The sequence below is a fragment of the Bacillus sp. UNC69MF genome (assembly GCF_000746035.1).
GTDB classification, from domain to species: domain Bacteria; phylum Bacillota; class Bacilli; order Bacillales; family Bacillaceae; genus Bacillus; species Bacillus velezensis.
Map to the genome: position 1 here is coordinate 144,150 of NZ_JQKM01000003.1, position 16,987 is coordinate 161,136.

21 protein-coding genes and 1 pseudogene are annotated in these 16,987 nt (G+C 44.4%); 20 read left to right on the forward strand and 2 right to left on the reverse strand.

The window, feature by feature from the left end; genetic code table 11:
• The first annotated feature begins 6 nt into the window (after nucleotides 1-6).
• The 16 genes and pseudogenes from BR62_RS0100655 (at nucleotide 7) to BR62_RS0100730 (ending at nucleotide 9,534) form a co-directional block, all read left to right on the forward strand.
• Nucleotides 7-453, forward strand: a complete 447-nt coding sequence (locus BR62_RS0100655; RefSeq protein WP_032869333.1) for a hypothetical protein — start codon at nucleotides 7-9, stop codon at nucleotides 451-453.
• A 207-nt stretch (nucleotides 454-660) separates the two neighbouring features.
• Nucleotides 661-1,071 (forward strand): WapI family immunity protein, encoded by a 411-nt coding sequence (locus BR62_RS0100660; RefSeq protein ID WP_032869335.1) that lies wholly within the window; start codon nucleotides 661-663, stop codon nucleotides 1,069-1,071.
• Between the two features lie 3 nt (nucleotides 1,072-1,074).
• Nucleotides 1,075-1,482, forward strand: coding sequence for a YxiG family protein (locus BR62_RS0100665; RefSeq protein ID WP_032869337.1), 408 nt, complete (start codon nucleotides 1,075-1,077; stop codon nucleotides 1,480-1,482).
• 67 nt (nucleotides 1,483-1,549) lie between these two features.
• Complete coding sequence (locus BR62_RS0100670) at nucleotides 1,550-2,029, forward strand: hypothetical protein (protein ID WP_025285510.1); 480 nt, start codon at nucleotides 1,550-1,552, stop codon at nucleotides 2,027-2,029.
• Nucleotides 2,030-2,071: 42 nt separating this feature from the next.
• Nucleotides 2,072-2,899 carry a hypothetical protein gene (locus BR62_RS0100675; RefSeq protein ID WP_032869339.1) on the forward strand — a complete coding sequence of 276 codons (828 nt, stop codon included), beginning with the start codon at nucleotides 2,072-2,074 and terminating at the stop codon, nucleotides 2,897-2,899.
• Nucleotides 2,900-2,960: 61 nt separating this feature from the next.
• Entirely contained in the window at nucleotides 2,961-3,470 is a 510-nt protein-coding gene (locus BR62_RS0100680; RefSeq protein ID WP_015240874.1) for a YxiF family protein, read from the forward strand.
• The gene (locus tag BR62_RS0100685) at nucleotides 3,452-4,057 is read left to right on the forward strand and encodes a hypothetical protein (protein WP_032869341.1); all 606 of its coding nucleotides are present in this window, start codon (nucleotides 3,452-3,454) and stop codon (nucleotides 4,055-4,057) included. The genes BR62_RS0100680 and BR62_RS0100685 overlap by 19 nt, the downstream gene beginning before the upstream one ends.
• A 1-nt stretch (nucleotide 4,058) precedes the next feature.
• Entirely contained in the window at nucleotides 4,059-4,904 is an 846-nt protein-coding gene (locus tag BR62_RS0100690) for a DNA-binding protein (RefSeq protein ID WP_032869343.1), read from the forward strand.
• 1 nt (nucleotide 4,905) lies between these two features.
• Complete coding sequence (locus BR62_RS0100695; RefSeq protein WP_032869345.1) at nucleotides 4,906-5,271, forward strand: YxiJ family protein; 366 nt, start codon at nucleotides 4,906-4,908, stop codon at nucleotides 5,269-5,271.
• A gap of 16 nt (nucleotides 5,272-5,287) precedes the next feature.
• A pseudogene (locus BR62_RS19800) lies at nucleotides 5,288-5,565 on the forward strand (DNA-binding protein).
• Between the two features lie 53 nt (nucleotides 5,566-5,618).
• A complete protein-coding gene (locus BR62_RS0100705) occupies nucleotides 5,619-6,422 on the forward strand; it encodes a hypothetical protein (protein ID WP_231559572.1) in 804 nt (267 codons plus the stop codon).
• A gap of 63 nt (nucleotides 6,423-6,485) precedes the next feature.
• The gene (locus BR62_RS0100710; RefSeq protein WP_032869350.1) at nucleotides 6,486-6,947 is read left to right on the forward strand and encodes a DUF2716 domain-containing protein; all 462 of its coding nucleotides are present in this window, start codon (nucleotides 6,486-6,488) and stop codon (nucleotides 6,945-6,947) included.
• Between the two features lie 50 nt (nucleotides 6,948-6,997).
• Nucleotides 6,998-7,363: an SMI1/KNR4 family protein gene (locus tag BR62_RS0100715; protein ID WP_032869351.1), complete on the forward strand. Its 366-nt coding sequence runs from the start codon at nucleotides 6,998-7,000 to the stop codon at nucleotides 7,361-7,363.
• Nucleotides 7,350-7,685: a hypothetical protein gene (locus tag BR62_RS0100720; RefSeq protein WP_032869353.1), complete on the forward strand. Its 336-nt coding sequence runs from the start codon at nucleotides 7,350-7,352 to the stop codon at nucleotides 7,683-7,685. The genes BR62_RS0100715 and BR62_RS0100720 overlap by 14 nt, the downstream gene beginning before the upstream one ends.
• Nucleotides 7,666-8,040: a hypothetical protein gene (locus tag BR62_RS0100725; RefSeq protein ID WP_032869354.1), complete on the forward strand. Its 375-nt coding sequence runs from the start codon at nucleotides 7,666-7,668 to the stop codon at nucleotides 8,038-8,040. Before BR62_RS0100720 ends, BR62_RS0100725 begins: the two co-directional genes overlap by 20 nt.
• A gap of 54 nt (nucleotides 8,041-8,094) precedes the next feature.
• Nucleotides 8,095-9,534: a DEAD/DEAH box helicase gene (locus BR62_RS0100730; RefSeq protein ID WP_015418533.1), complete on the forward strand. Its 1,440-nt coding sequence runs from the start codon at nucleotides 8,095-8,097 to the stop codon at nucleotides 9,532-9,534.
• A 30-nt stretch (nucleotides 9,535-9,564) separates the two neighbouring features.
• Here the strand turns inward: BR62_RS0100730 and BR62_RS0100735 are convergent, their stop codons facing one another.
• Nucleotides 9,565-10,815, reverse strand: a complete 1,251-nt coding sequence (locus tag BR62_RS0100735) for an MFS transporter (RefSeq protein WP_156097756.1) — start codon at nucleotides 10,813-10,815, stop codon at nucleotides 9,565-9,567.
• 171 nt (nucleotides 10,816-10,986) lie between these two features.
• On the opposite strand from BR62_RS0100735, the gene licT reads away from it, so the two are divergent.
• On the forward strand, nucleotides 10,987-11,814 hold the full coding sequence (licT, locus tag BR62_RS0100740; RefSeq protein ID WP_032869358.1) for a BglG family transcription antiterminator LicT: 828 nt from the start codon (nucleotides 10,987-10,989) through the stop codon (nucleotides 11,812-11,814).
• 253 nt (nucleotides 11,815-12,067) lie between these two features.
• Complete coding sequence (bglS, locus tag BR62_RS0100745) at nucleotides 12,068-12,799, forward strand: beta-glucanase (RefSeq protein WP_007407782.1); 732 nt, start codon at nucleotides 12,068-12,070, stop codon at nucleotides 12,797-12,799.
• Between the two features lie 41 nt (nucleotides 12,800-12,840).
• Here the strand turns inward: bglS and citH are convergent, their stop codons facing one another.
• The gene (citH, locus tag BR62_RS0100750) at nucleotides 12,841-14,121 is read right to left on the reverse strand and encodes a citrate transporter CitH (RefSeq protein WP_032869360.1); all 1,281 of its coding nucleotides are present in this window, start codon (nucleotides 14,119-14,121) and stop codon (nucleotides 12,841-12,843) included.
• Nucleotides 14,122-14,321: 200 nt separating this feature from the next.
• Between citH and BR62_RS0100755 the strand changes: the two genes are divergently transcribed.
• Together BR62_RS0100755 and BR62_RS0100760 are read left to right on the forward strand one after the other, a co-directional pair.
• The gene (locus BR62_RS0100755; RefSeq protein ID WP_032867874.1) at nucleotides 14,322-16,373 is read left to right on the forward strand and encodes a catalase; all 2,052 of its coding nucleotides are present in this window, start codon (nucleotides 14,322-14,324) and stop codon (nucleotides 16,371-16,373) included.
• Nucleotides 16,374-16,633: 260 nt separating this feature from the next.
• Entirely contained in the window at nucleotides 16,634-16,942 is a 309-nt protein-coding gene (locus BR62_RS0100760) for a hypothetical protein (RefSeq protein ID WP_015418528.1), read from the forward strand.
• The last annotated feature ends 45 nt before the right edge of the window (nucleotides 16,943-16,987 follow it).

Genomic DNA, 16,987 nt, shown 5'->3' on the forward strand with positions numbered 1-16,987 from the left:
AATTAAATGTACTATTTTTATGAAATATCAACTCTCAATGACTATGATTCGGTTGAAAAAGAGTATAAAACAATAGAGGATTTAATATTTGTTATATTAAAAAATATGGAAAATAAACAATACGCAATGTATTCTTACTCTGTTTCAAATAAAGATAGTGATACTTGTATATTCTCAGCGAGCTTAAAAACAAATACTTTGTTTAATAAAAAAATCTCATTTATAAAAACCTCAGCAGAAGAGTACAAAAATACAATAATTGCGCATGAAAATATAATCTTATTGGAAAAAGATGTTGAGTTAAAAGATATATTAAATGGAGCCCCTTTAGCAGAGAAAACAATTATTAAAGATTTACTGGATTATGTTCTTTATCATATAGAAATAACAGATTCCGAGACAATCAGAATAGGATCTAGACATAAGGAAAATATTATAAACATTATTAAATAATGGCATTAAATAAAAAATAGATGAGCCTGTTGATCATCTTTTGGTTAACAGGCTTTTTAAAAAAAATTATAGATAATAAGTGGGTAGGTGATTAGAACTGAGACAGTAAAAGGTGACAATCGATTTAAACTTAGCTTGAATTCCAGAGCGTCATTCAAATCATTTACTACTAAATTAAAGCTATTAAGTAGAGAACGAGGAGACAGCATGGCCAAAATCGGAGACGGTTGTCTGGAACTTGAAATAACACCGAGAAGGTATCATGAGGCGAAGGATGATCCATTTATCTCAACAACGTTTGAACTGTTGGAACATAATAAAGCAATCGCCCGCGATTACTCTGCCGTTTTATTAGAAAGTGAATATAAAATGCTGATATCAGATATTGAAGCATTATCAGCAGGCAATCAAGACAGGATACGTTTAGAAACAATTGAACCATTTTTTATCCTAAGTATTGATAAAGAAAACGAACATTACAGATTTATCATTAGATTTATGGAAAATCATTCAAATACAACCTTCTATAAATTGAACTGTAATGAAGAAAAGCTAGAAATTTTCGTGAAGACTTTAAAATCAGATCTCAAAGACTCCAAAACTTTATTAGGGAGATAAACGGTGTACAAGACAATTAATGAATGGGTAGATTATATAGACGGAGGGTGCGCTGTCCTTCATTTTGACTTTCATGTGTTTAAAAAAGAGCTTTCACTGAAGATTCAGGTCGTTGAAAATAAAGCCGAATGTACGCATAACATTCTTTTTCAAAATGCAGCATCTGTTTATTTTAGTGCAGATATTGGTGATATGAGATTAGAAAAAATAGATCCGGAAGAATACAATTGGCAAGTATTTGAGATGAGTTACCACCCGGAAGGAATCGGTAATCTATCAAATGCTGTAATTCCGGAGTATCAATCAAATGCTAATTTTCTCATTGGCATGAACAGCATGCTGATTGCTGTAGAAGCTGAAACAGTTCGCTTTGACGACCAATCATTTTATGCGTATCATCCGAAATCATAAATAAACAAATAAGAGAGGTTCCCAGCCTCTCTTTTCTTACATAACGAAACCGTTTACGGAGGTAAACATGAACACTCCTTTAAATTTACAAAAAGAATCATTGAGGGCTATAGGGAATCTGAATGTGATTAATCCGCTTAAATACAATTCGATTTATTCATGTGATCTAGTGAGTAAAGATACTTTTTCTCAATTAATGAATGACTTAGAGTTCGAAACAGCTCTAATAGAAGTAATGGCATTCCCTTCTTTTATTGAAGAATGGAAGAAGAAGGTTGAAAAGAAAATGATACATATGAATACTGTTTCGAAGAAGTTCATTCATATTGAATGTGCCCTAACCAAAGAACAATTGATGGCAGATCACTTATTAGATGAATTATATTTTTTAGCATCGATCAATGACTTTGTAGTTATAATAGCAAACCCTGCCAAAAATAAGTCCTACATGAACCTGAACACTCAAAAGGTTGATGTAACTACTGAAAATAATGAAAAAATCATTTGGTTTGAATACGATGCAGCAGATTTATATATCATTGATTAATTTAATATAAATTCCAGATTCTTAATCTATGGAGTGTTGCTGATGTTAGAACTTATCGCGGAGCGGGTTGGGTCATATAAAAGAGAGCACATCATTTATTTCAATGCGGGTCGGGATGATCAAGTATTTATTGTGTCGGTGCACGATCACAAAGTAATATTGGAGGTTATGAAAGGCAGCTCTCTTTTAATCAAAAAAGAGTTACACGGATTTTCTGAAGATGCCCATTTCTATCTGGTTGATTCGTATGATGACACTATCGTGATCGTTTACCTGGAAAATCATACGTGTCAATTGGCTGCATACTGCGTAAACAGTAATAAAATCAATCCGATTTGTTCTTTTCTATTAAGCGCTAATGTATTTCTTCTGGGTGAGGATGGATTACTATGGATCGGATTAACGGACGAGGGTATGTATGATGAGAGAAATCCTCAAGGAAAAGCGATATTTGCTTTTCATGCAGAAGACAGAACGTTTTATTTTGAAGACGATTTTAAAGAAATGATGCATGAATGCTATGCCGTACAATCGATCAAATCTGATTTGTATGTATGTTTCGAGGGAGAGGATTGCTGTATCATCGGGCATTATCAGATTGGACGGGACAGAATTCGTACTGTTGCAGAATATGTGCTGGACGGCGATCAATACTCCTATTGTGATCAGCTATCCGTTTCGAAAAAAAGGGTGCTGCTGATTCAGAGTCACGAGGATACCCTATTTGCATTTCATGAAGAGAACAAAGGCTTATCAGAGACTGACGTCATGATACACGGTATTGATAGAAAAGGAGAAACAACGTACAGAGCCGTACAGGACCGCATGTTTATCTTTAGTGATAACGATTTATATCTGGTGAAGTATTAATTACTTCTATGTAGCATACATGCCGGCAGAATGAAAATATCCTGTAAGGAAGTGTTCAGTGATGAGAGAAAAGTTAATTGACAAGCTTGAGGAAAACAAGAGGCATTTTTTAATGAAACAGGTGCGTGCCTCGCTAAGATCTTGTGAAGAATCAGGGTTTGTTTATCAATTAGCTGAGGCAGAACAAAGCAGGCAGATATTTGAGACTATATTATCGAATTCTTTCCCAAGTGCAGTGCGTGAAGTTGATATAAGCGACAAGGAGACAGCCATATCGCTTATTTTAGAAAACATTGCGGATACGGGGGTTGAACGGATGAATGATATTGTTTATCTGTTTCATCCGTATAGTAATGAAGTCGGTGCTATCAAATGTGCGCTGAAGGATTGTGCAAGTCATCTGCACTGTCTCATGGATTTTATAGATTTTGAAGGCCGGCTGCTTTCTAACAGCTTTATTTTAGTGGAGCCGTCCTTCTCATTTTCTGTCTGTTTATTTCACACAGAATACGGCTGTGAGCTTGTGTGTAAACCGCCGAAAAGAGGTACAAGATGCATCCCTTTTTTATAAAGAACACAAAGGAATCGGTAGTCTTTCAATTTCAAATATATTCCTTATTTCATGAAGACAAAGCGTTGCCCGAACAAGTTTTTAAACAACGAAAACATTATTATCTATTCGAAGAATTCCACTGGGTCTTGTCTGAAGAAGGCTGGGAAATGCTCAAAAGTTTGGCGCATCATCATCACGATGAATTTATCTTAATGGCTGTTCTGACACAGCCGGATGATATGAATCGGTTTTACGAGGAATTCGGATATTTTAACTGGTTAAATATTCCTTTAAATATAACCGAAGATGAATATCTTTCAATCTTAACTGATTATCCAAAGCACAGTAAAAATGACAGCATAATGAATATTGCATCCCGTGTCGTATGGGCTTCACCGACTTTAAAGTGGGCGATTTACGGAGAGAGAGATTTTGAAATCTGTATTCTAGGTATTGATCAGGAGATTGCGGGAAAAACGTTAGGATCATGGAGGCCCTTAGACGACCGTGTTTTAGACTGGGTATCTGTTGTATTCCCGGATCAGATTGTTTCGGATGAATTTCAAAAAAAGCTCGCGGCGCATTATAAATACAAAGGGCAATGACATGAAAATAAAAATGAATAAGATACATGACGAATCAATAAAAGGACGTTTCTTCCATTTTGACAACTGCGGGCGTTTGTATCTCGGACGGCATCAGAATGGAGGTCTTTCGTTTACGATCATCGACAAATCGGGCGATACGCGAGTGATTCATATCGATGAACAAATCCCGTATGAGGATATTATGCTGTTTCAACAGAGTTCGGCTGACTGGTATGTGTTGATTTTCTTTGAATCGCATGAGTATAAAGTGAAAGTATTTTCAGCAGAAGGAACAGAACAAAGTGCATTTTCTCTGCCTTCAGGGGTTTCATGCAGTCTTTTGGATGAAAAACAAAACCTGTGGATCGGTTTAAGTGATGAAGGTATTTATAGTGATGAAAATCCTGAAGGGCACAGTGTGCTGTGCTTCACTTTAGACGGGCAGCTAAAGAAAACTCACATTGATCAGCAGCTTTCAGAAATATACGCGCCCGCGGCAGATGACTGCTATGCACTTGCAGAAAAAGACGGACTGATCTACATGCTGTATTACTCTTATACAGTCATTGCTGCGTTTGATGAAACCGACGTGAAACGAGTTTGGATTATTTCTGATAAAACATATTCCGGGGTTTACGACCAGCTAGCGATTTCTGATGACGGGTTTTGGGTATGCAAAGATGATCATTCACTGTCTCTCATTCCGGCCGATGTCAGTCTGCCGATGCAAGAGGTAATGTGCTGTGATGCGGATGGTCATGAGCTTTCCGGGCATCAGCTAAAGCTGACTGGCAATGCCATTTACGCGGTCTCGAATTCGGGGATTTATAAGCGGGATATCAGTAATTGGAAAGCGTCAAAATGAGATGATGAAATCCAACAGATATTCTTTAAATGATGACGTCATCCAAAACCTGAAATTACACAAAAAAGAATTAGAGGGTCCGCTGCCTTCAGATGCTGGGAGATTTGAAGAAGACTTTGAGGGGGCTGACTGCGCGGGGGATTTTTATGAGTATTTCGCGCTTATCTGCGGCAGCTTAGATTTTGTGTTGGCAGATAAACAAATGCCTGCGCGGCAGCGTAAAGCTTTATATAAATCCTTTTTTGAGCTTTATCCGCAATATGCGCAGCTGAAAAATGCTTTAACGGATTATCCGGAGCTCAGCCGGGAAATCGGGAGGCATGAACGGGCCCGGAGGCTGTTAGTCAGCATTTTAAACAAGAAATGAAAGGCAGGATTCTGACGTGACAGAACCCACAAGAGCAGAATGTCTGAAAAAGGCTGGTCTGATCCTGAACGGTCAAGCGGCGAGGGAAGAAGTGTCGGATTGGGCGTCTGAGTATGTGGCTGCAGATGATCCGCGGTTGAGGACGAAACCGTTTGGGAGATGCTCGTATATTTGAGCGGGTTTGATCTGAAAGATTCGCCTGATTCTTATCTGCATACGATAGAAGAATTAAGAGATTGGATGCAGACATATATGAAAATGCATGAAGAAAGGGTGCGTTCATGTCGGAATTAGTCTTTACAAGAATTCATACAAAAATCAACTCAAGCGGCCCAATCATTTTGTCCATGAATGCAACGGAGCTCATCGTACTGGCTCAGGAAAAGCGGCAAGATGAATATATCAACCGCATTTTCATATTCCGGAACAGTGATGGACATTTACGTCATCGCTATCAAATTCAAACATCAATGAATATAATCGGAGTTCAAAAATCGGGGGATTTATTTTTGTTTCTTATTCATAAGGACTATGAAGATGGGGTGATTCAGGAAGATCCGAATATTTATATATGGCACCCGCTCAAAGGGTTTTATCATTCGCTCTACGGGGGACGTTATATCCGGTCAATGACAGTCGATTCTGCGAATAATTTGTGGCTGGGCTACGATGAAGCGGGAATATTTTCTTGCCTGGACGACGATATCAGTTCAAAAGGCGTGGCCCGCTTTCCCTTTGAAGACGGAACTTGGAAATCTTGCAGTGATACTTTCCGTACGGCTCCGCACCTTATTGATCATTTTTACGGAGCGTATGCAAAAAAAGATGCCATGTATCTTCATTATCGTACGCTTGGTGAAGATTATATTCGGAAGGTCGATTTGCAAGGCGAAACGTTAAGCTTTCATAGGGCGGACTTTGACTTTAGTGCACAATTCAAGAAAGATTCATCATATTATTTTTTGATTCGGAATCAAGCTTCGTGCCAAATTGACAAAGCGCTAAAATTTCATAACATGACAAAACAGGCTGGGGAATATCAGCTCACTGATAAAATCTCAAGAAAACCTCTCCGTTTTACGCAAGTGGCTGCTTATCAAGATAAGGCTGCGGGGATTGATGAGAGCAACAGGCTTTACTTGCTGAGCTGACAGGCGGCTTTTAAAAAAGGAAGGGCAGAGGTGAAACGTTTGAAACTGCGGGAGGCAGAATACATGAATTGGCATGGTTTGAGTGAAGAGGAGACAGAGCGCTTGTGGCGCAGGGTGAATCGCGCAGTGAAATGGAAACCGGGCAGTATATTTGCTTCAATGAAACCTCCAAAGCCGTTTCAGGTCTTTGATGTATCTCAAGGATTCAATGGTATCGGTTTTCTGGAAGATGCAGAGATGCAGATTCTAAAGGCATTTCAATCTTGTACGTTAAAGCATGAGTTTATGTATGCGCTGGACTGGCAGCATGAATGTTATCTATTTAATCCTCATGTGCCAATTGATAAAGATGAATTCGGTGAATGGCTTGTCCCCGTTATTCCAAACGGAGACTATGGTTTCTTTATTCACCAGGAGTTTCAGTGGGGGCTGTTGGGGGATCCGCGGCAGCAAACCATTACGATATTTGGCTCACCGCTAATAAGGGCGATAGAAAGAAACGCTCCTGTCTTATTTCAAAAGTGAAGACAGCTTGTGAATGAATCTCATGCTTTTACGGGAGGAGGAATAACAGGATGACAGAAGAAGAGTTCGGAGCTGCGGAACAAAGCTTGAGAGCGTCTTTTCCGAAAGCGTATAAACGGCTGCTTCATAAAAAGAACCCTGCGGAAATCGGAGAATGGATTTTTTTTCCTATCCGTGAACAAAGCCGCTTACAGAAAACTTGGGATGATGTGATCAGGCAAAACAGTGTGTGCAGAGAAGAGAGCATGCCCGACGATATGATCGTAATTGCTGACAACGGAACCGGAGATAAGCTGTGCTTGAAAAAGAAGGACGGTGTAATGGAGGAGACTGTTTATTTGTGGGATCATGAGACTGCCGATGTTGAGTTGTATGCCGCTTCTATAGGAGAATTTATAGAAAATGAAAAAGAATAAGTGGCTGATTCAAGAGCTTTTAGAATTCCGCCTTTTCCGGGAACGAGAGATTTCTGCAATTGAGTTGGTGTTTTCCTTCGAGTATGAACATCAGCTCATTTGTTTGAGGCTCATATGCAAAGACGTTTCTTCCGTTCAAATAAAAGAAATGGAGAGTCATGCTGCTGGTTCAGGCATTGTAACAATTGATCCTGCTGCTGACGGAGATGAGGGACAGCATTTTCTCGTGGAGGAGTGGGAGAACCAAACGTTCCGCTTTTATTGCCGTCAATATGAAACAGCTGAAAAGAAGGAGGCACAAAATGGAGTGGCACAAACATGAGAAAGCAGTTCTGCTGGGGCCGGATTCGCCGGGTTGTTTTGAATTGACGGAGTTTATGTTCTATAACGGGTATAACGAGTATTATGATAAAATCCCGGTGTTTGAGCTGAAGCTGGCTGATGGACAGTATGATGCTGTGCTGCGGTTTGAAGGTGTGAGTGCTGCCCGGCTGGATGATCTGGAGAGCATCACCGACATCCATCTGGATATCAGCCCGGTCGACGGCGGCTGGGAATCGATCCGCTACTATGTCGATGACGGGGAAGGAAGCATGAGCTTTTATTGCGCCAAATGGGTCGTGCTTGACATGAAGAAAAAGCAATCCCCCGAATGGCCCGGCAAAACGTCAGGGTAAAGCGGCGGCATTTCGCGTATAATGAGGGGAGCCGGACAGAGAAGGAGTTTAGTCATGAATGAGTTTAATGAATATGCGATCAGCCCCGAAATCCGACGGGCGCTGAATGGCTTGCAATACACCGAGCCGACTGAAGTGCAGCGGCGCGTCATCCCCGCCGCGCTGCAAAAAAAAGACCTCGTCGTCAAATCGCAGACGGGCAGCGGCAAAACCGCGGCTTTCGGCATTCCGATCTGCGAGCTTGCGGAATGGGAGGAAAACAAACCGCAGGCGCTGATTTTAACGCCGACCCGCGAGCTTGCGGCGCAGATTAAAGAAGATATCACGAATATCGGCCGTTTCAAACGGATAAAAGCCACGGCGGTTTTCGGAAAAGCTTCTTTTGACAAACAGAAAACCGAATTGAAGCAAAAAAGCCACGTCGTTGCCGGAACGCCGGGGCGTGTGCTTGATCATATAGAAAAAGGGACGCTGCCGCTTGAACGGCTGGCGTATGTGGTGATTGACGAAGCGGATGAAATGCTGAATATGGGATTTATTGAACAGGTGGAAGCCATCATTCAGCATCTGCCGAAAAACAGAGTCACCATGCTGTTTTCAGCGACGCTGCCGGATGACGTCGAGAAGCTGAGCCGCACATATATGAAAGACCCTGAATTGATTGAAGTAAAAGCGGAAGGCCTGACGACAAAAGACATCGAGCATTTTGTCACCAGAACAGAAGAAGAGGACAAAACATCTTTGCTGCGTGATGTCCTGATCACCGAAAACCCGGACAGCTGCATTATATTCTGCCGGACAAAAGAAAGAGTCATCCAGTTAACCGATGAGCTGGACAGGCTGGGCTATCCTTGCGATAAAATTCACGGCGGCATGGTGCAGGAAGACCGCTTTGACGTTATGAACGAGTTCAAGCGCGGCGAGTTCCGCTATCTCATTGCGACCGACGTTGCCGCCAGAGGAATTGATATTGAAAACATCAGCCTCGTCATCAATTATGATATTCCGCTTGAAAAAGAAAGCTATGTGCACCGCACCGGCAGAACGGGGCGCGCCGGACACCGCGGACTGGCCGTTACGTTTGTGACGCCGTCTGAATCGCGGTTCCTGAATGACATTGAGACATATATCGGTTTCCGCATCCAAAAGCGGGAGGCGCCGTCCGAGAAAGAAACAGCGGAACGGAAAGCGGCTTTTGCGGAAAAACTGAACGCCCGCCCCGATGTCAAAACAGACAAAAGCGAACAGTTAAACAAAGACATCATGAAGCTGTACTTTAACGGCGGGAAAAAGAAAAAACTCAGAGCGGTCGATTTTGTCGGAACGATTGCGAAAATCGACGGCGTTTCAGCCGATGATATCGGGATTATCACGATTCTGGACAACGCATCGTACGTCGAGATTCTGAACGGCAAAGGCCCGCACGTTCTTGACATCATGAAAAATACGACGGTCAAAGGCAAAAAACTGAAAGTCCATAAAGCTAAGAAATAAAAAAAAAAGCCTGCCGCGCGCAGGCTTTTTTTACGCCGTCTCCTCGGGGACAAACGCAAGGATGCCAATCCCGATTACAAACAAAATGATCAGGCTGAACACGGCGGCTGACGAATTCCCGGTCAGCTGGGCGGTGACGGCAATCAAAAGAGGGCCGATAATCGAAGCGAACTTGCCGAAGATATTATAAAAGCCGAAAAACTCATTGGCGTTCTGTTTGGGGACAAGCTTTGCAAAGTAAGAGCGGCTCAGCGCCTGAATACCGCCTTGGGAAGTGGCGACAAGCATAGCCAAAACCCAGAAATCAAAAGCGGAATCCATAAAATAAGCATACGTGCAGACAATCATATACACGCCGATTCCGGCATAAAGCATCGTTTTTCCTTTAAACCGTTCGGCCAGCCGTCCGTACAAAATCGAAAAAGGCGCGGCGACGACCTGAGTGACAAATAAAACAATCAGCAGATTTGCCGCGCTGATGCCGAGGTCAGCCCCGTATGACGTGGACATCGTAATGATGGTGCCGACCCCGTCGATATAGAAGAAATAGGCGAGCAGAAACAAAAACAGCGCCCGGTGCTTCCTGATCTGCTTCAGCGTGCCGGCCAGCCGTTTAAAACTGCTGATTACAAGCCGCGGCTCCCTCTCGATATAATAGCGCTGGCGGACGCGGAGAAGGAGCGGGATCGAAAACAGCCCCCACCATGCCGCCGTAATCAAAAAGGCAATGCGGCCGGCAGCCTGGGCGGACAGCGGAATCACCTCCGCTTGTGCTGAAAGAATCACGGCAATGCTGAGGAGAAAAGGGATCGTACTGCCGATATAGCCCAGCCCAAACCCTCTGGCGGACACCATATTCATCCGCTCCTTTGCGGCCACATCAACGAGAAACGCATCATAAAACACATTAGACCCGGCAAAGCCGATCGTGGAAATCGTATAACAAATTAATAACAGCATCCAAGATTCGCCGGGAATCAAAGCCAGCGCGGCGGTGCCCGCCACACCGATCAGAAAAAAGAAGGCAAAAAACCGTTTCTTGCATCCTTTGTAGTCGGCAATCGTTCCTAAGACGGGGCCGAGCATCGCCAAAATAAAAGTCGCGGCGGCAATCGTATAGCCCAAATAAGCGGTAGAATCAGCCGCGCTGACACCGTTTTCCGTCGCCGCGGCTTTAAAAAACAAGGGGAATACCGCCGTCATAATAATGACCGAGTAAGCTGAATTGGCCCAATCATACAGCATCCAGCTGCTTTCTTCTTTCGAAAACCGTTTCATCACACACGCTCCTTCCCAAAAACCGGTTCTCTGCATTATATGCGCCGCTGCCTCATCGTTGGACAATGATTTCTGAACGGCGTTTTCTGATTGACCTGGAGATATTGACCTAGTTCAAAAAGGATGTAAAATCAAGGTGTAGCAGGTAAATGGTCAGGCGGGAGGGAGACAGAATTGAAGATTGCGAAAGTCATTAATAATAATGTCGTCAGTGTGCTCAAAGAAGGCAATCAGGAATTGGTCATCATGGGCCGGGGCATTGCTTTTCAAAAGAAAACGGGAGACCCGGTAGATGAAGCCCGCATTGAGAAAGTGTTCACGCTCGATAACAAAGATGTATCCGAAAAGTTCAAAACCCTTTTGTATGATATCCCGATCGAATGTATGGAAGTATCCGAAGAGATTATCAGCTATGCGAAATTACAGCTCGGCAAAAAGCTCAATGACAGCATCTATGTGTCGCTGACCGACCATATTAACTTTGCGATCCAGCGCAATAAGAAAGGGCTGGATATCAAAAACGCCTTACTGTGGGAAACGAAACGGCTGTACAAAGACGAATTTGCAATCGGCAAACAAGCGTTGGCCATGGTAAAAAACAAGACTGGCGTGTCTCTGCCGGAGGATGAAGCAGGCTTTATTGCGCTGCATATTGTCAATGCCGAGCTGAATGAAGAGATGCCCAATATCATCAACATTACAAAAGTCATGCAAGAGATTTTGAGTATCGTAAAATACCATTTTAAGATTGACTTCAACGAGGAATCACTTCACTATTATCGGTTTGTCACTCACTTAAAGTTTTTCGCGCAGCGTCTTTTTAACGGCACACATATGGAAAGCCAGGACGATTTTTTGCTGAAGACAGTGAAAGAAAAGTACCATCGGGCGTATGAATGCACGAAGAAAATCCAAACATGCATTGAGCGGGCGTATGAACACAAGCTCACCAGTGACGAGCTGCTGTATTTAACGATTCACATAGAAAGGGTAGTCAAATAAGCATAATGAAAGCGTTGGCATTTTTGTCCTTGTATTCATTTTTTCTTTCATTCACATATGATCTTGTTAGGATTGTTACTGATAAGCAGGCAAAACCTAAATTACAATGAGCGCTGATCATTTCTGTTTGTGCTGATGGTAATTTAGGTTTTTTTAAGATTCATTATTATCATTATTCTGACCGATGTCCCCTTTTAACAGAATCATGTATGATCAATAAAGAAATCGCTTTCAAAGAAAGGGGAATGCCGACATGTTTTATCGTATGAAACGAGTGCTGCTGCTTCTTGTCACTGGATTGTTTTTGAGTTTGTGTGCGATCACTTCTACTGCATCAGCTCAAACAGGCGGATCGTTTTTTGAACCTTTTAACAGCTATAACTCCGGATTATGGCAAAAAGCAAATGGTTATTCCAATGGAGATATGTTCAACTGCACGTGGCGTGCAAATAATGTATCAATGACGTCATCAGGTGAAATGCGTTTGGCGCTGACAAGCCCGTCTTATAACAAGTTTGACTGCGGGGAGAACCGCTCCGTTCAAACCTATGGCTATGGACTTTATGAAGTCAGAATGAAACCGGCTAAAAACACAGGGATCGTTTCATCGTTCTTCACTTATACAGGTCCAACGGATGGCACTCCTTGGGATGAGATTGATATCGAATTTTTAGGAAAAGACACGACAAAGGTTCAATTTAACTATTATACAAATGGCGCGGGAAACCATGAGAAGGTTGCGGATCTCGGATTTGACGCGGCCAATGCCTATCATACGTATGCGTTCGATTGGCAGCCAAACTCTATTAAATGGTATGTCGATGGGCAATTAAAACATACTGCGACAAGCCAAATCCCGACAAACCCGGGAAAGATCATGATGAACTTGTGGAATGGGATAGGTGTCGATGACTGGCTCGGTTCCTACAATGGTGTAAATCCGCTATACGCTCATTATGACTGGGTGCGCTATACAAAAAAATAATGTACAGAAAAGGATTTCCGCTGGCGGAAATCCTTTTTTAATTAAAACGAAATAATCCCAATCAAAAGCGCCGCAATCGTCATCACAATCGTTGTTCCCACGGCCCATTTGATGGTGGATTTTTGATGATCGCCAAAGCTGACGCCCGCCATTCCGACCAATAGATAGGTGGATGGCACAAGCGGGCTGAGCAGATGCACCGGCTGGCCCAGCAAGGAGGCTCTTCCGATTTCAGCGGCGTCTATTCCGTAAGCGGAAGCGGCTTCGGCGATGATGGGAAGCACACCGAAGTAAAAGGCGTCATTTGACATGAAAAAAGTGAAAGGCATGCTGGCAATCGCAGTGATCAACGGCAGATGCGGGCCCATGGCATCAGGGATGAGGGAAACGAGAGAATGCGCCATCGCATCCACCATTTTTGTGCCGGAGAGAATGCCTGTGAATATGCCTGCCGCAAACACCATTGAGACAACGTTTAACGCATTACCCGCATGCGCTGAAATCCGTTTCTGCTGCTCTTTGACATTTGGATAGTTGATCATCAAGGCGATGGCGAACGCGATCATAAAAAGAACAGGGATTGGCAGCAGGCTGGTGATCAGCGCGGCCATCAGGGCGACAGTGAGCAGCAGGTTAAACCATTGGAGAGCAGGACGCTTGAGCGGCGCCGCCTCCGGATCAGAGGACGGCGCGTGTTCAATTGAAATGACACCGAGCCGCTTCCGTTCTTTTTTTCCGAGGAGATAAGCAACGGCGATCACCCAGAGAACGCCGGCAATCATAGCGGGAATCAGCGGCGTAAAGACTTCCGACGTGTCCAATTTCAAGGAAGCCAAAACCCTCGCCGTCGGCCCGCCCCACGGAATAATATTCATGACTCCTGAACCGAGCATCGCGATCCCCGCCAGCACCAAACGGTTCATGCCGAGCCGTTTGTAAAGGGGCAGCATTGCCGCAATCGTAATCATATACGTTGTTGTCCCATCTCCGTCCAGCGAAATGGTCATCGTCAGAACCGCCGTGCCGATGGCGATTTTTAACGGATCCCCTTTGACAAGCGATAGAATTTTGGCAATGAGGGGATCAAACAGACCTGAGTCAATCATAATGCCGAAATACAGGATGGCGAATAACAGCATAATCCCGGTAGGAGCGAGGTCTGTAACGCCTTGAATCATCATCTCGCCGAGATCTTTGCCAAATCCGCTGATCAGGGCAAACACAACAGGAACGACAATCAAAGCAATAAGAGCGGAAAGCCGATTAGACATAATAAGATACATAAAGACAATCATCATCACAAAACCGAGTATGGCAAGCACGATATGACCTCCCCTGTTCAACAGCTGTATTGGTAAGCGCTTTCACAATTTATTTCTGTGAAAATGGCTTATTTCAAAATGTGTATGACCGCATATGTAAATACAGACCTAAAATCCTAATGAGCGGATCAGCAGTTTATATGAAGAACGCCGCGGGTAAATGTGCTGTAGAATGTTTCGTTTTAAAAGGGGGAACTGACATGAGTGATGATCAAAACAAACGAGTAAATGAACACTCAAAGGACGAACAGCTGGAGCAGTACCGGTCTGATAACAGCGGCAAAAAAATGACGACCAATCAGGGGCTTCGCGTGTCTGAGGATGAACATTCTTTAAAAGCGGGCGTCCGCGGCCCCACGCTGATGGAGGATTTTCATTTTCGTGAAAAAATGACGCACTTTGACCACGAGCGGATTCCGGAACGGGTCGTTCATGCGCGCGGGTACGGCGTTCATGGGCATTTTCAGGTGTACGAACCGATGACGGAATATACACGGGCGAAATTTTTGCAAGACCCGTCCGTCAAAACGCCTGTTTTCGTCCGTTTCTCAACAGTGGCGGGTTCCAAGGGGTCAGCCGACACCGTCCGTGACGCCAGGGGATTTGCGACGAAGTTTTATACTGAAGAAGGGAACTATGACCTCGTCGGAAACAATATTCCGGTGTTCTTCATTCAGGACGCGATCAAATTCCCGGATCTCGTTCACGCCATAAAACCGGAACCGCACAATGAAATGCCGCAGGCTGCGACGGCTCATGATACGTTCTGGGATTTTGTCGCTAATAACCCTGAGTCGGCTCACATGGTCATGTGGACGATGTCTGACCGCGGCATCCCGCGAAGCTATCGGATGATGGAGGGCTTCGGCGTGCATACGTTCCGTTTCATCAACGAGAAAGGAAAAGCGCGCTTTGTAAAATTCCACTGGAAACCCGTGCTCGGCGTTCATTCCCTCGTATGGGATGAAGCGCAGAAAATTGCCGGGAAAGATGCCGATTTCAACCGCCGCGACCTGTGGGAAACGATTGAAAACGGCGGCAAAGTCGAGTATGAGCTCGGTGTTCAGATGATTGACGAAGAAGATGAATTTAAGTTTGATTTCGATATCCTTGATCCGACGAAGCTGTGGCCGGAGGAGTTGGTTCCCGTCAAGCTGATCGGAAAAATGACCCTTGACCGCAATCAGGACAATGTCTTTGCGGAAACGGAACAGGTCGCCTTTCACCCGGGAAATGTCGTGCCGGGCATTGATTTCACCAATGATCCGCTTCTTCAAGGCCGGCTTTTCTCTTATACGGATACACAGCTCATCCGTCTTGGCGGGCCGAATTTTCACGAGATTCCGATCAACCGGCCGGTCTGCCCGTTCCATAACAACCAATACGACGGCTACCACCGGATGACGATTAATAAGGGTCCCGTCGCCTATCATAAAAATTCCCTGCAGAACAATGATCCGTCGCCGGCTTCAGAAGAAGAAGGCGGATACGTTCATTACCAGGAAAAAGTAGAAGGCAGAAAAATCCGCCAGCGCAGCGAGAGCTTCAATGACTATTTTTCTCAGGCCAAGATGTTCTGGAACAGCATGTCTCCCGCCGAGAAAGAACATATCATCTCCGCTTTCTGTTTTGAAGTCGGAAAAGTGAACAGCAAGGACGTGCAGCAGCAGGTGGTTGATGTCTTCAGTCACGTCGACGCCGGGCTTGCCGAGCGTGTTGCGAAAGGAATCGGCGTGAACCCGCCGCCGAAGGACCGTGAATCTGATGAAACGTTCACTTCCCCGGCCTTAAGCCAGGAAAACACGGTGAAGACGGCAGCGACAAGGCAGGTCGCGGTTTTAACCGACCACGGGTTTTCTGATGAGAAAGTCAAACAAGTGCTTGACGCATGCAAACAGGCGGGAGTCAGAGCCGATATCATCAGCCCCGCGCTGGGAACCGTCAAGGGGGAAAACGGCACGGAGCTCGAAGCGTCAGCCACTTTCCTGACAGCGGATTCCGTCCTGTACGACGCTGTTTTCATTCCGGGCGGAAAACAAAGCACAGACAGCCTCAAAGCCCAAAAATCGGCCAGAGACTTCGTCAGCGAAGCTTTCAGCCATTACAAAGCGATCGGCGCCTCCGGTGAAGGAAAAGAACTTCTCGCCCTCGCCGCCGGAACCGAAAACGGCCCCGGCCTTGTTCCGGACGGAAACCATGAACAATTTCTGAACGCCGTGGCTGAGCATCGGCATTGGGACAGAAACATATAAGAATGAAAAAGCGCCTTTTATGAGAGGGGCGCTTTTTTCTTGTGAAAGTGAAATATCTGAACGAAGCATTAATATTGGGAGAAAACGAAAATGGCTTCCGTGCAAATCCGTATCTTCCGCTGTCCGGGACATTCAGACAACAGTTTTAGAGAGTCAGGGCATTGCATTATTTAAAGGGTTCTGACTGATGGTGAAATGATCTTTGGTTTACTTCCGCTCTGTGTTTGTGTATCTTAGGGGTAGATTTTCTGGAGGAGCGAATGATAGTGAAGCCGTTTACCGAAAAACAACTTGAAGAATATTACCGGCGTGACGAAAACATGATGATTTTGGTGTTTGCCCAGTGGTGCGTCAATCATGACCTTGATCCGATGGCCATTTACAGCAAGGCTTATCCCGGACAGCCTTTAAACGAAGAGCTGCGAAAAACGGCTGAAGAGCTTGTCGTGCCGAAGGAGGAATCAGAACCGATTCCTGATCAAACCGTTATCGGCGTTTTGGAGATGTTCGGCAACTCCGATTTGGCGGAAGCCGTTTATGAAGCCATTGCGCAAAGACCTTCACGGTAAAAGAGGCGTGGATTTTCCATGTCTCTTTTTTTCATGGAGAAAATG

Coding starts and splice junctions, on each gene's coding strand:
- BR62_RS0100725 (WP_032869354.1), top strand. CDS start 7,666: ATGGAGTGGCACAAACATGAGAAAGCAGTTCTGCTGGGGCCGGATTCG.
- BR62_RS0100655 (WP_032869333.1), top strand. CDS start 7: ATGTACTATTTTTATGAAATATCAACTCTCAATGACTATGATTCGGTT.
- BR62_RS0100660 (WP_032869335.1), top strand. CDS start 661: ATGGCCAAAATCGGAGACGGTTGTCTGGAACTTGAAATAACACCGAGA.
- BR62_RS0100685 (WP_032869341.1), top strand. CDS start 3,452: ATGCATCCCTTTTTTATAAAGAACACAAAGGAATCGGTAGTCTTTCAA.
- BR62_RS0100730 (WP_015418533.1), top strand. CDS start 8,095: ATGAATGAGTTTAATGAATATGCGATCAGCCCCGAAATCCGACGGGCG.
- BR62_RS0100760 (WP_015418528.1), top strand. CDS start 16,634: ATGATAGTGAAGCCGTTTACCGAAAAACAACTTGAAGAATATTACCGG.
- BR62_RS0100695 (WP_032869345.1), top strand. CDS start 4,906: ATGATGAAATCCAACAGATATTCTTTAAATGATGACGTCATCCAAAAC.
- BR62_RS0100755 (WP_032867874.1), top strand. CDS start 14,322: ATGAGTGATGATCAAAACAAACGAGTAAATGAACACTCAAAGGACGAA.
- BR62_RS0100675 (WP_032869339.1), top strand. CDS start 2,072: ATGTTAGAACTTATCGCGGAGCGGGTTGGGTCATATAAAAGAGAGCAC.
- BR62_RS0100670 (WP_025285510.1), top strand. CDS start 1,550: ATGAACACTCCTTTAAATTTACAAAAAGAATCATTGAGGGCTATAGGG.
- BR62_RS0100720 (WP_032869353.1), top strand. CDS start 7,350: ATGAAAAAGAATAAGTGGCTGATTCAAGAGCTTTTAGAATTCCGCCTT.
- BR62_RS0100710 (WP_032869350.1), top strand. CDS start 6,486: ATGAATTGGCATGGTTTGAGTGAAGAGGAGACAGAGCGCTTGTGGCGC.
- BR62_RS0100715 (WP_032869351.1), top strand. CDS start 6,998: ATGACAGAAGAAGAGTTCGGAGCTGCGGAACAAAGCTTGAGAGCGTCT.
- BR62_RS0100680 (WP_015240874.1), top strand. CDS start 2,961: ATGAGAGAAAAGTTAATTGACAAGCTTGAGGAAAACAAGAGGCATTTT.
- bglS (WP_007407782.1), top strand. CDS start 12,068: ATGTTTTATCGTATGAAACGAGTGCTGCTGCTTCTTGTCACTGGATTG.
- BR62_RS0100705 (WP_231559572.1), top strand. CDS start 5,619: ATGAATGCAACGGAGCTCATCGTACTGGCTCAGGAAAAGCGGCAAGAT.
- BR62_RS0100690 (WP_032869343.1), top strand. CDS start 4,059: ATGAAAATAAAAATGAATAAGATACATGACGAATCAATAAAAGGACGT.